Here is a 16,512-nt window from a genome sequence, read left to right as displayed (position 1 = left end):
TCATTTTTTCCAAATCGATGCAACAAGCCCTCCGACATATCCTAGCATCGCTCCGCTCGCGATCCCGTACGTCAACTGAACACCGAAGAAGAACGAGAGGATTACACCGAGTGTCGTCCCCGCAATCAATCCAAAACAAATGATACAGTCTTTCCATTCTGGTGAATCCATCTTGCTCCTCCTAACCCATGCGCTCAATCTGACGACTTCATCTCTCCAATCGCTTTGAGACCTTTTAGTGTCCTGACTTTCCGAGTATGATGTTGGACCGCATAGGCCAACATCGCGACGACGACTACGTTCAATAGAATAAGCCACTGTGCAAATGGATTTGAGAGGTTTGCTACCACGGCAACAAAGTTGGCGAGTCCCACTGCGCCATACAGTTGGATGATTCGTTTTTCTCGCTGAATCATCGAATCAAAATCCGAATACAATTGGAACGGTCCGTCACTCGTTCGTTTTCGTAAAAAGATCCACCGATACGACGTATCGACCACTTCGACTCCAACTTCATCTAAGAATGCCATATACGCCTTCGACTCGGGGTGCGAAGGTAAGTTGGACAACAATTCGATTCGGTAGGTGAACGTCCCAGGTTCAACTTGTTTGAACACATATCGCATCAAACGAAAGGATTCGAGCGCCCATCCGGTTTGAGCCATCTCATTGAGCCACTTCTCTTCCTTCTCATAATCAACAAATATGCGATAGACCGTTTTCGTCTTCATGTATCCAACTCCTTCGTCCATTCATGTCCGTGTTGCACTAGTTCTTCTAGCCGTCTTAATTCTGACCGAAGTGCCTCTCGACCAGTTTCCGTGATCTCATACTCTTTCTTCCGCCCTGTTCCTTCGAGTGCCTCAATCCAGCCTCTTTCGACTAAACTACTAAGAGCCCCATATAATGTACCGGGTGCAAGCTGAACTCGCCCATGACTCAGTTCCTGGACAAATTGCATTATGCCGTACCCGTGCCTCGGGACTTGCAGGGAGAGTAATATATAATAGACTGCCTCGGTTAATGCGCCTGTACTTGACTGTTGCGTCACGTATCCTGCTCCTTTGTATCGTTATTCGTTATATCGTCATCCGATATATCAAAAATATCCTATTTTTGGTTATAAGGCAAGAAAAAATGCCAAGTGATTCACACTAGGCATTCTTTGTCTTATTATTCGGCAGCGAGCGCTGCCTCTTCTTCATGATATTTCTCGACAAAGGCATCAAGTAGCGACCGTACCTCATCCGTCGATTTCGTTTCCATCAAGTGATGGCGAAGTTCGCTCGCCCCGGGGAACCCTTTGACATAAATTTTGAAGAAACGGTGCAAGTTCGAAATCGAACGCGGCACGTCTTCTTGGAATTTATCTTGAAGGTCCAGTTGCAGACGCAACAGATCGAGATGTTCTTCCATCGAGTGCTCGCGTGGCTCTTTCTCGAATGCGAACGGGTTCTTGAAAATCCCGCGACCGATCATGACGCCATCGACCCCGTATTTCTTAACGAGCTCGAGTCCCATTTGACGGTCGAGGATGTCTCCATTGATTGTGATGAGCGTATCCGGTGCGATCTCGTCTCGTAGCTTCACGATGTCCGGGATCATTTCCCAGTGCGCGTCGACTTTACTCATCTCCGAGCGTGTCCGTAAGTGAATGGACAAGTTGGCGATGTCTTGTTTCAAGATATGCGTCAACCAGTCACGCCACTCATCGAGCTTCGAGTAGCCGAGTCGCGTCTTGACGCTGACCGGGAGTCCACCGGCTTTCGCTGCTTGAATGAGTTCGGCTGCCACTTCCGGACGGAGAATGAGGCCGCTCCCTTTTCCGCGTTTCGCGACGTTCGGTACCGGGCAACCCATGTTGATATCGAGTCCTTTATAGCCCATCTCAGCCATCCCGATACTCATTTGACGGAAGTATTCCGGATTGTCTCCCCAGATGTGGGCGACCATCGGCTGCTCGTCCTCGGTGAACGTCAAACGGCCACGGAGGCTGCCTTTCCCTTCCGGATGGCAATAGCTGTCCGAGTTCGCGAATTCCGTAAAGAAGACGTCCGGGCGTCCCGCATGGGCGACGACATGACGGAAGACGACATCGGTCACATCTTCCATCGGGGCAAGTATAAAGAACGGACGCGGAAGGTCGCGCCAAAAGTTTTCTTTCATCGTAAAATCAGTTCCTTTCATCCATACAGTCCAACAAAATCACTCATCTATTCTATTATGTCCGTCGGATTGTATCAACTGACATTACTCATAATCCGTTTCTTTCGAACGAATGAGTTGAAAAAAGTGCGGGAACCCTTCGGTCAATAAATAATGAAGCACACGATTCGTATATTCCGGTTCAATTGTTCCCGTCCGAAGTAGGGTCTGGAGGACCATCCCATCGATCCCGGCCATCGTCCACGTGGCGACCGCCCGGGTCATCGGTCCTTGTTTGACACCGTAAGCCCGTACAAAAATGGCCTCAATCCGCGTGATCCAATCTTCATACTTCACTTTGAACTTCTGTTGAATATCTTCATTTCCAATCATCGCTTCATGAGCGAGATAAAACTGGAGTCGGCTCTCCGCATCCTTTTGAAACCGTTCCTGCATGCCTTCATAAATTTCTTGGATGATTACCGCCGCTTCCTTCTGATCATCCTGAGAAACGGTCTCGATTCGTTTGACCTCACCGAGGCCCTCGTCCATCACGTCATAAAGGATTGCCTCTTTTGACGTGTAGTAATGATAGATCGCACCCGTACTGAATCCGGCCCGCTCCGCAATTCCTCGAAGCGTCGTGCCTTTGATGCCCTGTTCGACAATGATTTCACGCGCAGCTTGTAAGATTTTCAACTTCCCTTCGTTCATCATCATCCAACACCTTCCTCTATTCTCATCGCTCATTATATCATAATGATGTGGCGAACTTTCGACACTTCCGTGTGAGCCCGCGACTTCTATTGACAGCGCTTACAATATATTGTTACACTTTTCACATAAACATAACGAACGTTCGGTATGTTTATCCATTGCATTTATTTCATATCATCTCATTTTCGAAAGGAGTGTCGTTTTATGTTTTTCTTTGAGTCGATTCCTTGGCATAACGTCGTCATGTGGTTCGTCGTACTTGGGCTTTTGATTGGGTTGAATGAGTTCGTCCGTTCCGGTAAACGAGCGAGTCAACTCCTATTCATCGCGCTTCCAATCGCCTTGACTCCGATTTGGCTGTTCGTCGTCGAATCAGAAATAACGTCTTGGTTCCATTGGGTGAAAGTGTATTCCGCATTGACCGGCGCACTAATTTATATGGTCATCCGCTTCACGAACTACCATAAGAAGCACCCTTGGTATTTAGTACTCGTTCCAGCCATTCTCGCTATCAATATCATCGAGGCGGTCATCCGGGAATTTCAAGTCGGATTCATGGGATTTGAAGGGGTCGTCGATGGCATGTACTATATCTCCGGTGGTTGGAACTACGTGAACGCCGTCGCCGGTATTTTGAACGTCCTCCTGATCTGTGGATGGTTCGGCATCTTTGCGACGTCCGGTAAGAAAGTGGACATGATTTGGCCGGACCAGACGAAGTTGTGGATCATCGCATACGGGATTTGGAACATCTCCTATGTTTACTCTTGCGCACCCGGCAACGCGTTCTATTCCGGATTCGCGTTGAATATCGCCGCAACGATTCCGGCCCTTCTTTGGGCGAAAGGGACGTGGATGCAAAACAGAGCCCAGACACTCACAATTTGGATGATGTGGGTCATGACGTTCCCTTACTTCTTTGCGGTCGGTAGTACGTTTAACGTCAGCGTCTCCTATAACCCGGCAGCGAACTGGACGCTCGCAATCATCAGTCTCGCTCTAAACGTCGTCCTCGCCGTCATGCAGGTGTCACGCATCGTCAAACGACGTCTCAATCCGTTGAAAGATGAGATGTGGACCGATACCGAAGAATATAAACAAGTCGATGCGTTACGAGAAACAGAATCACCTAATCCAAAGACAGCATGACAACACCCCATAGCAGTGGAAACTAAATTCCACTTGCTATGGGGTGTTTTAAGCAGAAGAAATGATAACGGATTATCGATCAAAACAAGACGTCGCGAGAGCAGTCGCCCAACATGTAGGACTTACGATTTCTTCAAAATGATTCAGATCCATACATTTCTTCGATCGGCTCGTCTTCCCATCGGATGACGAGCTCACTTGAATGGGAGAGACTCAGCTCCACCGTCTCACACGTCGTATCGGTCAACCACATGCAACGGAATAACAGCTGGCGATAACCATACAACTCATCTACGATTTCGAAGCGTCCCGTTTTGACGAACTGACTGAGTTGCTCGATTGGACACATCAAATAGGTCGTTTCACAAAAGCGTGTAAGTGACGAAGAATCCCGGTTCACGTTCGAAATCGTCACGGTAGCGCGGCCTGTCCACACAGGTTCTTTCTTGAACAAATCACGGATTCCATCCGCAAATACGAGACGTATCATCGAACCGGTCACTGCCGCTTCTGTGATGACCGCATCATGTAAGGAAAGCGGGACGCTTCTGTTTCGAATCGTGTATTGCTTCATTTAATCCCTCCTTCAGCTATCTACTTTTTTTTCGCGACAATTCACTTTTTACCTTCTACATGGATACCCCATGGTCAGTATTGAATTGAAAAAACAATAATCTATTGAAAATCTATTTATTTCATTCCGTTTATGAAATAAAAAATTGGGAAAATAAATATAAATAAGTGGGTCGCATTGGATATCGCTATGAGAAAGGAGGATATAGTATGAATCATGTTTTATTGATAGGCTTGCCTCTACTCGTTTTACTTATTGTGACACCTTTCCTTTTGAAAGAGTTTCTTCAACAGCCGCGATTCTCTTCTCGATTCCTCATCATTTTCGCAGTCCTTTGCTCAGTCCTTCTATTAGCTTCTTGTAGTTTCGAAGAGTCGATTCCAGTTGAAGAGTACGAACAAGACTTATTGCTTGTAGAGGAGAAATTGAGTTCCGCCAACTCTGAGAAAGAAAAGTTGCAAGATCAACTAGATGCCTATCTATCTGAAAACGAAGATTTACGGCGAAAACTTACGGATGCCAAAGCATCGGTAGACGAAAGGTTGGCGGAGGCAGAATCAACATTGCGTAAGGAGTTTGAAGGTGAGTTACAACGGGTGAAAGACGAGGCACAAAAGCAACTCGAAGAGGAAATCACTTCGGTTCGAAAAGAAGAGCAAGAAAAAGTTGCGGTCGCTATCGCTGAAGCTGAGCGACAATTCGAACAACAGTCAAACACATCTGAAGCGACCGAATCGAACCCGCCAACCTCACAACCTTCTGAGAATTTCCAAAACTGCACTGACTTAAAGGGAACCTATCCTGGTGGTGTTTCTTCCGATCATCCAGCTTATCAACCAAAAATGGATCGCGACAATGACGGTTGGGCCTGTGAATAGAAAATTCAAAGAAGGGGGTGAATCGTCTTAAGTTCACTCCCTTTCTAATCGTTTACGAAACACATAATTCTCCTCTTGTTTCGTATACTTAGGACCTTTCATCGTCTTCTTCACTTCTGCGATATCGACGTCTTTCCCTTTCGGTAAATGGAAATACTCGTCGAGCCCCGTCTGAACGAGTTCATTCGTACTTCCCATGACCCCAATCAATTCGAACGTCTTATCGAACCGCGCCAACGTCGCGTCTCCATGACTATCGTTACAAAGCAAGATGCCACCCGGCTTCAAATACTGTTTCGTCGCCTGCCCGACAAATCCCGCATATTGCGAGATAACCAAATCGACCGGTTCGATGTCGAGCGGCTGCGTATAGTCCTGACCAAAGAATTCAATGGTACACGGCTCATCATATTCCTTTCTTTGATCAATCAGTTCCTGTACCGTTTCGAGTTTCTTGAAAAAGCGAATCGCCCCTTTGAAACTGTCGACATAGATGACGTGCGGGATGACGAAGGACGGGGCGATATCGACGTGACTTCCGGGATAGAGCGCCCGCTTCACGTCAAATATGTTCGCAATCGTTTCATACATGCGCTTCCGGTCCCCGATCTTTTGTGCATACGCCTCATATGTTTCTGTCACTTGTTCATAGTTCATCGGTATCCTCCTAGTATAAGTATCCGAGCAAGTCGAGTGTCCCTTCCGTCCATTGCTTGTCTCCTACCGTCTTCACCATCAATTCGTCAAATGGTGCCTCCCCAATCCCTCGAGTCGTCTGGTTTTGGTCATCGATTTGAAGCCACGTGCATGTGTTCGATACCTTGTGAAACCCGATCTGCTCATAAAGGTCAGGTCGGTCAGCGAATAACAGGAGAAAGTCGATCCGATGCTCGTCACCGAGAGCAATCACCCGTTCCATCAGCGCTCCTCCGATCCCGCGTCCTTGCCATTCTTCTTGAACGCATAAGTCGATAATCCCGAGCACTCGAATCGGGTCCCCGTTCAAATTCATCACGCGAAAGTCTAAACCGACTTGCCCGATGACGTGTTGTTGCTCATCACATGCAATCAATCGAAGATGCGGCAACTGCTTGAAGTAGCTTCGTTCATGATAAAGTGGCTCAAAAGACTTCATGAGCAACTCGGTCAACTGTTTGTCGAGTGCCTCCCCGATTTCGAACTCCATCATCTGTTGAATATTCATGTCATTCCCCCGACTATATGTTTTTCGATCATACATTCATCATATCAGACATACTTTTTGTTTCTTTGGTGACGAACAAAAAAAGCACTTATATTTGATCATAAGTACTTTCCCATTAAACCATCACTTTGTTTTAGGTCGTTTCACCAATAACTCACCCATCAGTTCAGAGACGACCCACTCCTCAACAATCAATCCATTCTGAAAACGGGAGACGACCATGTCCACCCATTCGACCTGTTTCCCGCTCGCAGGGATGCCCATCATGTTTCGTTGATGTGTCCCACTAAGTGTGCGCTGCCACGTGACAGTGTCTTCTGTCTGAACGAGTACCTCGACCTTCTTCACCTTGACGTCAGGAATCGCCGTCTTCATCTGTTTTGAGAAACGTCGAATGAATGCATGGCCTTTATACGTCCGTTCCCCTGCATGCGCGACATATTCTGTAGCGAACACTTCGGGGACGACTTCCATCTTTCCGAGCTCCATCACTTGATACGCCGCAAAACGAATCTGTTCCTCTCGATTCATACGTTCGCCTCCTTCAGGTCAAATGGATCATTTGTTGAATCTCCATCGTCTTTTCGCTCGAACTCATGAAGGTGAGCTTTGGCGAACTCGAAAAACGTCCGTGGTTCGTCCCCTGTCAACTCTTTGAACGTATGTGTGATCGCCTTTGCCGTGCCAAGGCGCGTCATCAAATAAAGCGCCATCGTCACGTTTACGTATTCCGGGCTAAGTCCCCGTTCGTTGATATAGCGTGAGCGGTAGTGAAGCATACTCGGCTTGGCATAGGTGATTTTTTCCCCAGTCAATAAGGTCAATTGATTGGCGATGTCCACGTAATCGAGTGCTTCAGGACCCGTCAACGTATAAGCTACATGTTGATGAGCGTCAGGATTTAGGAGAACATGAGCGATCGCTTTGCCGATATCTTCAGCATCGATAAAACTCACCTTACTGTTACCGGCAGGAATGAATATCTCACGATCCTTCCTAATCTCTTCGGCATGGACACCGGTTAAGTTCTGCATAAAGAAACCTGGACGAATGTGCGCGTAAGGAATCGACGCCTCCTCAATCATTTTTTCGATTTTATGGTGAGGCGGGAATGGGTTTCGTTCAACCCCCATCAACGATAAAAATGAGACGAGACGCACGGATTGTGCCTTCATCGCTTCAACGAACGGTCGAAACACTTCGGCATCCCCAATCTGAGGCGGTCGCATCAAAAACACGCGGTCGACGCCATGTAATGCCTCTTCAAACGTGCTCGGATCCTCGAAATCCAGTCTGACCGCTTTCATCCCCGGATAGCTCTTTTCTAGTTCTTGTATGCGATGCCCTGCCACCACAACGTCCGAATCTCGACCGTTCAAATAGTTGACGACATATTTCCCTACATTACCCGTCGCTCCAGTTACGAGAATTGAACCCATCAATCCTTCACTCCTTGTCATCCATATTTTTAGGCTTAGTATCCGATGAACGTGTCCTTGATGATATTTTTCTTTCGTATGCCTTTATCTTTCAGACGTGTTGCGATTGTTTTTGTCATCGCTGATGAGCCGACCACAAAATATTTGCCATCATTGTGATATGTCTGAACGTATTTCTCTTTGCATCGAATCACATGTCGTCAAAGTGTTTCATCAGTTTGACTAAATACGCTTTCATGTTAGACACTTCCTCTTCAGTGAACGCTTCAAATATCGTTTCATTCACTTCGTCTGAAACACGTCTCAGCTCGTCTACAAGTTTCAAGGTCTCTTCGTTCAGCTTGAGGTACGCAGATCGCTTGTCATGTGGATTCTGCACTTTTTCAACGAAGCCGTCCCTTTCGAGCCTATTGATGATTGCAGAGATGGTCGGTCGGTCGGACTCTAATCGCTGCGCGACTTCTGCTGACGTGATGTTCCCATTGTGAGCCGTGATTTGATTCAGTACCGAGAACTGCGTAGCTGTTAAATCATACTCTTGCAATCGTTTGTCTAACACTCCTTTTAAAAATCGTGAGGACTTAATCAACAGATAAGACAAATTTTCCAAATAATCACCTTCTTCATTTCGTTCTCGACATTCTTTGGACCCGTTCCCAAAAAAGCGACACTTCTCATATCATATAGTTAGCTTACTTATTATAAGTATACTAACTATATAGGTGCATATCAAATCAAAATGTATCTTCTGAAAAAGAGGGCCTGTCATTTCGCAATAAGCAACGTGACAAGGCCCCCTCGAATCTCTTATTCTACTTTCTCCAACCACGCCACCGTCTCCACATGCGCCGTATGCGGGAACATGTCGACCGGTGTCACTTCCATCAAGCGATAGCCACGGTCGGCGAGGTAACGCATATCACGCGCTTGTGTCGCGACGTTACATGAGACGTACACAATCCGTTTCGGTGCCATCTCGACCATCGTCTCAAGAAACGACTCGGCACATCCTTTTCGTGGTGGATCGACGACAATCACGTCCGGATTCACGCCATCTTTCTTCCACTGTGGGAGCACATCTTCCGCCGCACCACATGCGTACGTCACGTTGTCAATCTCATTGACGAGTGCATTTTGTTTCGCGTCCTCAATCGCTTCCGGGACGACTTCGACGCCGTAGACGTGTGCCGCTTTACGCGCGAGGAAGAGACTGATCGTCCCGATACCGCAATAGGCGTCGACGACTTGCTCCGTACCTGACAGTCGTGCGTACTCGAGTGCTTTCCCGTATAACTTCTCCGTTTGGACCGGATTGACCTGAAAGAACGAGTGCGGAGAAATCGTGAACGTGAGTCCTGCGATTTTATCCTCAATCGTCTCATGGCCGTAAAGCAATTTGTTCGTCGGCCCGAGGATGACGTTCGTCTTGTCCGGGTTGACGTTTTGCATGATCGACGTCACGTTCGGGAGACGCTCGACGATGTCGGCGACAATCTCATTCACGCCTTTTAACTTCATCGTCTTCGTGATGAGGACGATCATCAGTTCACCCGAATGGTACCCGTAACGGGCCATGACGTGACGGATGACACCGCGTCCTGTCTTCTCGTCATACGCCGGCACACCGCGAGCATCCAATACGTCACGGACGACTTGGATCGCCTTGTCATTGCGCTCATCTTGAATCAAACATTCGCTCATCTCGACGATGTCATGCGAACGAGGACGATAGAAGCCCGAGACGAGACGGTCCCCTTCTTGTTTGAACGGGACTTGTGCCTTGTTGCGGTAGCGCCAAGGTTCCGGCATCCCAATCGTGTCATGGACCGGTACGTCGAACTGACCGAGACGCTTGAGCGCATCGACGACGCGTTCCCGTTTTTGGCGAAGTTGACCTTCATAACTGAAGTGTTGCAGCTGGCAGCCGCCACACTGATAAAAGATCGGGCACGGCGGCTCGACCCGGTCGGCACTCGCTTCTTTCACGTTCAACAATCGGGCGAACCCGTACTGCTTGTTCGTCTTCGTCACGACGATTTCGACCGTCTCTCCCGGCAACGTGTTCGGGACGAACAGCGTATAGCCGTCGACACGCGCCACACCCGCCCCTTCATGGGTCAGGTCGTGGACGTGCACATCGAGACGGTCATTCTTTTTCACTGGTAGCATACGAATGCTCCTTCCATTGCAAATAGGAATGACTGATGTCGTCATTCCTATCTTTTCACTCTGCTTTATCGAGCGAAACATTGAACAATTGCTTGATCATCTGTTCGCGTTCATATTGTGCATTCAACTCTTCCATCTCGCGGATCCGGGCGTTCGGCGCGAGCACCGTCAAATGACGGAATAAGTTCCGCATCTCCCCTGTACACTCCCCGCCGTACTCGCCGTCGATGTTCAAACTCATCGGCTCTGTCGTCTTCATCTTGACGCGACTCGTCTTCACATGTTCGACGAGTGAGCTCGATAAATGCTCTCCACGGAGGAGTAAGCGGACGACATGGATGAATTCGAACAAGTTACATTTCCGCAAAATGAACAAGTCGAATAACCCGTCATTCAACGATGCGTGCGGTGAGATTTTTTCAAATCCACCGACCGAGTTCGAGTTCGATGTGAGAAAGATCATGACTTCCCCTTGGAACGTTCCTTCGTCGTGTTCGAGCTCGATGTACGTCGGTTTGATGAGTGGTAGCTTCTCCATCCCTTTCACATAATACGCGAGCTGACCGAGCGCCGTCTTCAACTTCGATGGCACCTCATACGAGAGCTCGGTCATGATCCCACCGCCAGCGATATTGATGAAATAGTGGATGTCACCTGTCTCTCCTTCGATTTCCCCGAGGTCGACCGGCATCTCGAAGCCGTCACAGATGACGTCGAGTGCGCCGACGACGCTCAGTGGAATCCGCATTGCCCGAGCGAAGTCGTTCGTCGTCCCGACCGGAATGAGACCGATCGTCGGACGATTCTCAAGCGGCGCGAGCCCTGAGATGACTTCGTTCAATGTCCCGTCTCCACCTGCGGCGATGATGAGGTCGAACTCGGCCGCCGAGGCCCGTTTTGCTTCGAGCGTGGCATCACCAATCGCTTTCGTCGCATACGTCGACGTCTCATAACCCGCATCCTCGAGGCGGTTCAAAATGTACGGGAGTTCCCGTTTGATCACTTCTTTACCAGATGTCGGGTTATAAATGACCCGCGCACGTTTCCGTTGCATATTGATTCTCTCCCCTATGCTCAACTCGAGCGAAAAGCGAGACACAAGTGTCTCGCCGCCTGCTTAGCGTTTCGCGATCTCTTCGTGGAACAAGCCATCGAGGAGTGCCGGGTTCGCCATCCCTTTCGTCTGTTTCATGATTTGGCCGATGATGAAGCCTTTCGCACGGTCTTTCCCGTTCTTGAAGTCTTCGATCATTTGCGGATGCGCCTCGAACAATTCGAGGATGTAACCGCGGAGCAAGTTCTCGTCCGAGATTTGGGCGAGTCCGTTCGCTTCCACATACGCTTTCGGCTCAGCCGCTTCTTCCATCATCGCCGTGAAGACACGCTTCGCGATTTTCGATGAAATCGTCCCTTCCGCGATCAAGCGGATGAGCTCTGCGAGTGATTCCGGCGTCAACTTCATCGTCTCAACCGTTTCATTTGACTTGTTCAAGTGACCGAGCACTTCACCCATGAGCCAGTTCGCTGCTGCTTTCGGTTCCGCTCCAGCCGCTGTCGTCGCTTCGAAGAAGTCCGAGAACTCACGCGTCGACGTGAGGGCTTTCGCGTCGTATGCCGAGAGACCGTATTGGCTCATGTAGCGTTCACGACGTGCTGCCGGCAACTCTGGAATCGTCGCGCGGATGCGCTCTTTCCATGCCTCATCGATTTCAAGACGGACGAGGTCCGGCTCCGGGAAGTAGCGGTAGTCCGCTGCCCCTTCTTTGACACGCATGAGAATCGTCTTTTTCGCAGCTTCGTCGTAACGGAGTGTCTCTTGACGCATGACGCCACCTGAGAGAAGCAATTTGCGATGACGCGTCTCTTCATAGTCGAGCGCCTTCAAGACGTTTGAGAACGAGTTCAAGTTTTTGAGCTCCGTCTTCGTCCCGAACTTCTCCTGCCCGTATGGACGGACCGAGATGTTACAGTCACAGCGAAGCGACCCCTCTTCCATCTTGACGTCCGAGACGCCAGCGAACGAGAGGACTTCTTTCAAACGTTCGAGGTACGCGACCGCGTCTTTCGGTGAGCGCATATCCGCTTCACTGACAATCTCGATGAGTGGTGAACCGGTCCGGTTGAAGTCGACGACCGAATGCTTCTCACCCGTATGGTTCATCTTCCCGGCATCTTCTTCTAAGTGCACGCGCTCGATGCGGAATCGTTTCATCTCTCCGTCGACTTCGACGTCGACGTGACCGTTCGAGCCGATCGGCTTATCAAACTGCGAGATTTGATACGCTTTCGGCGTGTCCGGATAGAAGTAGTTCTTCCGGTCGAACTTCGTATCTGTCGCAATCTCACAGTTGAGTGCCATTGCCGCCTTGATGGCGAGGTTGACCGCTTCTTCGTTCAATTTAGGCAAGACGCCCGGGTGTCCGAGACAAATCGGGCACGTCTGTGTATTCGTTTCGGCACCGTAAGTGCGTGAGCAGCCACACCAAATCTTCGACTTCGTGCTCAGCTCGGCGTGCACCTCGATCCCGATGATCGTTTCAAAGTTCATCGTAAGTCCTCCTTAGAGCTGTGGCATCTTGAAACCGCCGTTTGCTTGTTCAAAAGCATGGGCCACGCGGTAAAGTGTTGATTCATCAAAGTAGTTCCCGATAATTTGAAGACCGACCGGAAGTCCTTCTGAAAGACCTGCCGGGACCGAGATGGCCGGGATACCGACCAAGTTGACCGGAATCGTCATGATATCGTTCGCATACATCGTGAGCGGATCGTCGAGTTGTTCGCCGAGTTTGAACGCTGTCGTCGGTGCCGTTGGTCCAACGATTGCATCATACTCTTCGAACACTTTCGCGAAGTCCTGCTTCATGAGGGTACGAACTTGTTGTGCTTTCTTATAAAACGCATCGTAATAACCAGAGCTGAGCGCATATGTCCCGAGCATGATTCGGCGTTTGACCTCGTCACCGAAACCTTGTTCACGCGAATACGTGAACACTTCGTCGAGCGTGTCCGCTTCGGCGCGGCGTCCGTAACGGATGCCGTCGAAACGAGCCAAGTTTGAAGAGGCTTCTGACGAGGCGAGCAAGTAGTAAGCCGAGAGGGCATACTTCACAGACGGAATCGAGACCGTCTCGATCGTCGCACCGAGAGACTTGAGCGTCTCGATCGCTTTTTCAATCTGTTCACGGACGCCAGGTGCGACACCCTCTGCCATGAATTCTTCCGGAAGTGCGAACTTCATGCCCGTCAAATCTTGGTTGAGCGCTGCCGTATAGTCCGGCACCTCGACCTCTGCTGACGTGGAGTCCATATCGCAATGTCCCGCGATCGTATTCAATAAGTAAGCATTGTCTTCGACGGTACGCGTGAGTGGACCGATTTGGTCGAGTGACGACGCGAAGGCCACGAGGCCGAAACGTGAGACGAGGCCGTATGTCGGCTTCATCCCGACGACACCACAATACGCGGCCGGTTGACGAATCGAACCACCCGTATCCGAACCGAGGCTAAAGAGGACTTGCCCAGCTGCGACCGATGCCGCTGAACCGCCTGAAGAACCTCCTGGTACACGTGTCGGGTCCCAAGGGTTTTTTACTGGTTTGAACGCGGAATTCTCGTTTGAAGAACCCATCGCGAACTCGTCCATGTTCAACTTCCCGATTGTGACGGTACCGGCGTCATGAAGACGCTCGACGACTGTCGCATCGTGTGCCGGGACGAAGTTCTCAAGGAACGTCGAGGCACATGTCGTGCGCATCCCTTTCGTGACGATGTTGTCTTTCACACCGATCGGCATGCCGAAGAGTGGATTGTCTGACGTTTTCGCCAGCTCATCCATACGTTTCGCCTGTTCGAACGCCTCTTCGTTCAGTGTCAAAAATGAACCGATTTGATCATCTGTCGCTTCGATTCGGTCGAACGACTCTTTGACGAGGTCCGTGACCGTGACTTCGCCTTCTTTTAATAGCGTGTGTAGTTTCGCTACACCGTGGTCAAATAAACTCATGAAAGGCCTCCTTACTCAAAGACCGCAGGGACACGGACTTGACCGTTCTCCCAGTCGGGTGCCATCCGTTCGACTTCCTCACGTGGAAGCGATGGACGAACCTCGTCTTTGCGTAGTACGTTTTTCAAATCTAGGGCATGGGTCGTCGGTTCGACGCCCGTTGTATCCAGCTCATCGAGTTGCTCGGCGAACTCGAGAATTTTTGTCAATTGCTCCGTGAAGTGCGTCACTTCTTCATCCGTGATCGCAAGTCGGGCAAGTCCGGCGACGTGCCGAACTTCAGCTTCTGTAATGCGAGCCAAAATTCCCACCTCCAACAGTTTTCAATACATCGTTCATTATCATACCACTTTTTCATAAGACAAAAAAGAAAATCTATCTCGTTTCAAATTGTGTCATTTTTAATAAAGTAGGGGAATCTCGTCTGAATATTGACCCGCTTTCGAAATTAGCTATACGGTCGATGACAGATTCTGATTATGCTAAAGGTAGAACAGATTCGTAAGGAGGAATCGTATGTCGATTCGGAATAAACTGATCACTGCTTTTAGCATCATGTTTGTGTTGCTTATCGGTGTAAGCGGTTACTCGTGGTATGCCCTGAACGTATCAAAAGCAGCACAAGAAGACATGACCGTCTCCTGGGTACCTGGGATGGACCAAATTCATCAAGTTGATAAACAGCTGCTCGAAATACGTCGTCACTTGGTTCGTCACGCCCTCGTCGATGACGCGGTGACGAAACAAAACATTGAGCGGGACATTCAAGCGTCCGTCGCGATTTTGGAACAGCGGATGGATAGCTACGACGATACGATTATCGCGGACGAGGATCAACAACTTTTCGATCAAACAAGTGCGAATTGGACCGACTATCAGAACGTGATGAGTGAACTTCTTCGTATCTCAAACGAAGAAGGTACAGCTGCCGCTGAAACATATATCCGTGATACAGCCGATGCAAGCGCAGATACACTCTCGAACTCCCTTGGCCTCCTCGTCAACTTGAATCGCGAGGAAATCCAGACAGACACAGCCGCCGCTGAGCTATTCGACCAAGTTCAACTCACACTATTCATCGTCCTTGGAATCGCCGCTGTCATGACCATCCTCATGATGCTCTTCATCTTCCGATCAATCTTTGAACCACTAAAAGAGTTCAAAACGAAGATGCATGAGCTCGCCACGAGTGATGGGGATTTGACGACGTCGATTCCTGTGAAGCGCCGCGACGAGTTCGCCGGACTCGCACGTGACTTTAATCAGTTCATCGCCAACCTGCGTCAGTTAATTCTTCAAGTGAACGACGTGACGACAGGGGTGACGAAACAATCGACACATATGTACGAAGAGTTGAAAGAACTCGACACGTATATGACGACGACCGCCGCGACGACAGAAGACTTGACCGCCGGAATGCAACAAACGGCGGCGAGCGCACAAGAGATGAACGCTTCCGCCTCAGATATGGAGCGGACGATTCACCACATCGTGACGATGGCCGATGAACGAAAAACCGAAGCGAGACAAATCGATGAACGCGCCCTCTCCCTCAAGTCGCACGCAGTGGAGGCGAAAGAGAACGCGATCAGCGTCCTTCAGTCGACACGTGCAAACTTGGAGAAAGCGATGCAAGATGCGAAAGCCGTCCGTGAAATCGCAACGCTCACAAATGACATCCTCGACATCGCCGCTCAGACGAACCTATTGTCGCTCAATGCATCGATTGAAGCGGCACGAGCCGGAGAAGCCGGACGCGGATTCGCTGTCGTCGCCGACGAGATCCGAAAACTCGCCGAGACGAGCCGGGCGACCGTCGAACGCATTCAAGCCATCTCAACAACCGTCCTTCATTCGGTCGATCATTTGAACGAGAGCTCCGGACAGATGCTCAACTTCCTCGACACGAACGTCTTGAAAGACTATGATCAACTGGAAGTGGCGGCCGGACAATATAGCTCGGACGCAGGTCGTTTCGAGACGACCGCGACCGAGTTCGCCACTGCTGCTGGAGAACTCGAGCAGTTGACTTCGAACATGATCGGCGTCATTCAAGATGTAGCGACGACCGTCAACAACGGGGCACTCGGCACGCAGGAAATTGCTGAAAAAGTGACGATGTCCGTCGAACGTTTCACCGAACTGAACCACGCGACTGAACAATCGCAACAAAAGATGGAAGAACTCGACTCACTGATTCGCCAATTCAAGGTATGAAAAGAACCCGCCGACAT

The 16,512-nt window shown here is 49.6% G+C and carries 19 protein-coding genes; 3 read left to right on the top strand and 16 right to left on the bottom strand.

What is annotated here, in order from left to right; genetic code table 11:
- The 5 genes from P400_RS15660 to P400_RS0106105 all read right to left on the bottom strand — a co-directional run bounded on the left by P400_RS15660 (nucleotide 1) and on the right by P400_RS0106105 (nucleotide 2,865).
- Nucleotides 1–171, bottom strand: coding sequence for a hypothetical protein (locus P400_RS15660; RefSeq protein WP_161634147.1), 171 nt, complete (start codon nucleotides 169–171; stop codon nucleotides 1–3).
- 23 nt (nucleotides 172–194) lie between these two features.
- Nucleotides 195–731, bottom strand: a complete 537-nt coding sequence (locus tag P400_RS14990) for a DUF2812 domain-containing protein (RefSeq protein WP_051545955.1) — start codon at nucleotides 729–731, stop codon at nucleotides 195–197.
- The gene (locus P400_RS0106115) at nucleotides 728–1,051 is read right to left on the bottom strand and encodes a PadR family transcriptional regulator (protein ID WP_026825347.1); all 324 of its coding nucleotides are present in this window, start codon (nucleotides 1,049–1,051) and stop codon (nucleotides 728–730) included. The genes P400_RS14990 and P400_RS0106115 overlap by 4 nt, the downstream gene beginning before the upstream one ends.
- Nucleotides 1,052–1,173: 122 nt before the next feature.
- The gene (locus tag P400_RS0106110) at nucleotides 1,174–2,166 is read right to left on the bottom strand and encodes a tRNA dihydrouridine synthase (protein ID WP_200868276.1); all 993 of its coding nucleotides are present in this window, start codon (nucleotides 2,164–2,166) and stop codon (nucleotides 1,174–1,176) included.
- Nucleotides 2,167–2,250: 84 nt separating this feature from the next.
- Complete coding sequence (locus P400_RS0106105; RefSeq protein ID WP_026825345.1) at nucleotides 2,251–2,865, bottom strand: TetR/AcrR family transcriptional regulator; 615 nt, start codon at nucleotides 2,863–2,865, stop codon at nucleotides 2,251–2,253.
- 201 nt (nucleotides 2,866–3,066) lie between these two features.
- Between P400_RS0106105 and P400_RS0106100 the strand changes: the two genes are divergently transcribed.
- Entirely contained in the window at nucleotides 3,067–4,011 is a 945-nt protein-coding gene (locus P400_RS0106100) for a DUF5692 family protein (protein ID WP_026825344.1), read from the top strand.
- A gap of 133 nt (nucleotides 4,012–4,144) precedes the next feature.
- On the opposite strand, the gene P400_RS0106095 is transcribed toward P400_RS0106100, so the two are convergent.
- A complete protein-coding gene (locus P400_RS0106095; RefSeq protein ID WP_026825343.1) occupies nucleotides 4,145–4,585 on the bottom strand; it encodes a hypothetical protein in 441 nt (146 codons plus the stop codon).
- A gap of 209 nt (nucleotides 4,586–4,794) precedes the next feature.
- Here P400_RS0106095 and P400_RS0106090 point away from each other — a divergent pair, with 209 nt between their 5' ends.
- The gene (locus tag P400_RS0106090) at nucleotides 4,795–5,463 is read left to right on the top strand and encodes an excalibur calcium-binding domain-containing protein (protein WP_026825342.1); all 669 of its coding nucleotides are present in this window, start codon (nucleotides 4,795–4,797) and stop codon (nucleotides 5,461–5,463) included.
- A 33-nt stretch (nucleotides 5,464–5,496) separates the two neighbouring features.
- On the opposite strand, the gene P400_RS14985 is transcribed toward P400_RS0106090, so the two are convergent.
- The 10 genes from P400_RS14985 to gatC form a co-directional block, all read right to left on the bottom strand.
- Entirely contained in the window at nucleotides 5,497–6,120 is a 624-nt protein-coding gene (locus tag P400_RS14985; protein WP_051545954.1) for a hypothetical protein, read from the bottom strand.
- Between the two features lie 10 nt (nucleotides 6,121–6,130).
- Complete coding sequence (locus P400_RS0106080; protein WP_026825341.1) at nucleotides 6,131–6,667, bottom strand: GNAT family N-acetyltransferase; 537 nt, start codon at nucleotides 6,665–6,667, stop codon at nucleotides 6,131–6,133.
- A 123-nt stretch (nucleotides 6,668–6,790) separates the two neighbouring features.
- Nucleotides 6,791–7,198, bottom strand: a complete 408-nt coding sequence (locus tag P400_RS15365) for an ester cyclase (protein WP_051545953.1) — start codon at nucleotides 7,196–7,198, stop codon at nucleotides 6,791–6,793.
- Nucleotides 7,195–8,106, bottom strand: coding sequence for an SDR family oxidoreductase (locus P400_RS14975; RefSeq protein ID WP_235181826.1), 912 nt, complete (start codon nucleotides 8,104–8,106; stop codon nucleotides 7,195–7,197). The genes P400_RS15365 and P400_RS14975 overlap by 4 nt, the downstream gene beginning before the upstream one ends.
- Nucleotides 8,107–8,296: 190 nt before the next feature.
- Nucleotides 8,297–8,716, bottom strand: coding sequence for a MarR family winged helix-turn-helix transcriptional regulator (locus P400_RS14970; protein ID WP_051545951.1), 420 nt, complete (start codon nucleotides 8,714–8,716; stop codon nucleotides 8,297–8,299).
- A 197-nt stretch (nucleotides 8,717–8,913) separates the two neighbouring features.
- Nucleotides 8,914–10,275: a 23S rRNA (uracil(1939)-C(5))-methyltransferase RlmD gene (gene rlmD, locus P400_RS0106055; RefSeq protein ID WP_026825340.1), complete on the bottom strand. Its 1,362-nt coding sequence runs from the start codon at nucleotides 10,273–10,275 to the stop codon at nucleotides 8,914–8,916.
- Nucleotides 10,276–10,330: 55 nt separating this feature from the next.
- Nucleotides 10,331–11,329, bottom strand: a complete 999-nt coding sequence (locus P400_RS0106050; RefSeq protein ID WP_026825339.1) for a diacylglycerol kinase — start codon at nucleotides 11,327–11,329, stop codon at nucleotides 10,331–10,333.
- A 63-nt stretch (nucleotides 11,330–11,392) separates the two neighbouring features.
- Nucleotides 11,393–12,823, bottom strand: a complete 1,431-nt coding sequence (gene gatB / locus P400_RS0106045) for an Asp-tRNA(Asn)/Glu-tRNA(Gln) amidotransferase subunit GatB (RefSeq protein ID WP_026825338.1) — start codon at nucleotides 12,821–12,823, stop codon at nucleotides 11,393–11,395.
- 12 nt (nucleotides 12,824–12,835) lie between these two features.
- A complete protein-coding gene (gene gatA / locus P400_RS0106040; protein WP_026825337.1) occupies nucleotides 12,836–14,278 on the bottom strand; it encodes an Asp-tRNA(Asn)/Glu-tRNA(Gln) amidotransferase subunit GatA in 1,443 nt (480 codons plus the stop codon).
- An 11-nt stretch (nucleotides 14,279–14,289) separates the two neighbouring features.
- On the bottom strand, nucleotides 14,290–14,580 hold the full coding sequence (gatC, locus tag P400_RS0106035) for an Asp-tRNA(Asn)/Glu-tRNA(Gln) amidotransferase subunit GatC (protein WP_012727041.1): 291 nt from the start codon (nucleotides 14,578–14,580) through the stop codon (nucleotides 14,290–14,292).
- A gap of 214 nt (nucleotides 14,581–14,794) precedes the next feature.
- Here gatC and P400_RS0106030 point away from each other — a divergent pair, with 214 nt between their 5' ends.
- On the top strand, nucleotides 14,795–16,495 hold the full coding sequence (locus P400_RS0106030; protein WP_026825336.1) for a methyl-accepting chemotaxis protein: 1,701 nt from the start codon (nucleotides 14,795–14,797) through the stop codon (nucleotides 16,493–16,495).
- The last annotated feature ends 17 nt before the right edge of the window (nucleotides 16,496–16,512 follow it).

The sequence above is a fragment of the Exiguobacterium marinum DSM 16307 genome (genome assembly GCF_000620845.1).
Lineage (GTDB): Bacteria > Bacillota > Bacilli > Exiguobacteriales > Exiguobacteriaceae > Exiguobacterium > Exiguobacterium marinum.
Note: the sequence above shows the minus strand (reverse complement) of the source record. Positions and strands in the feature narration are given on the sequence as shown.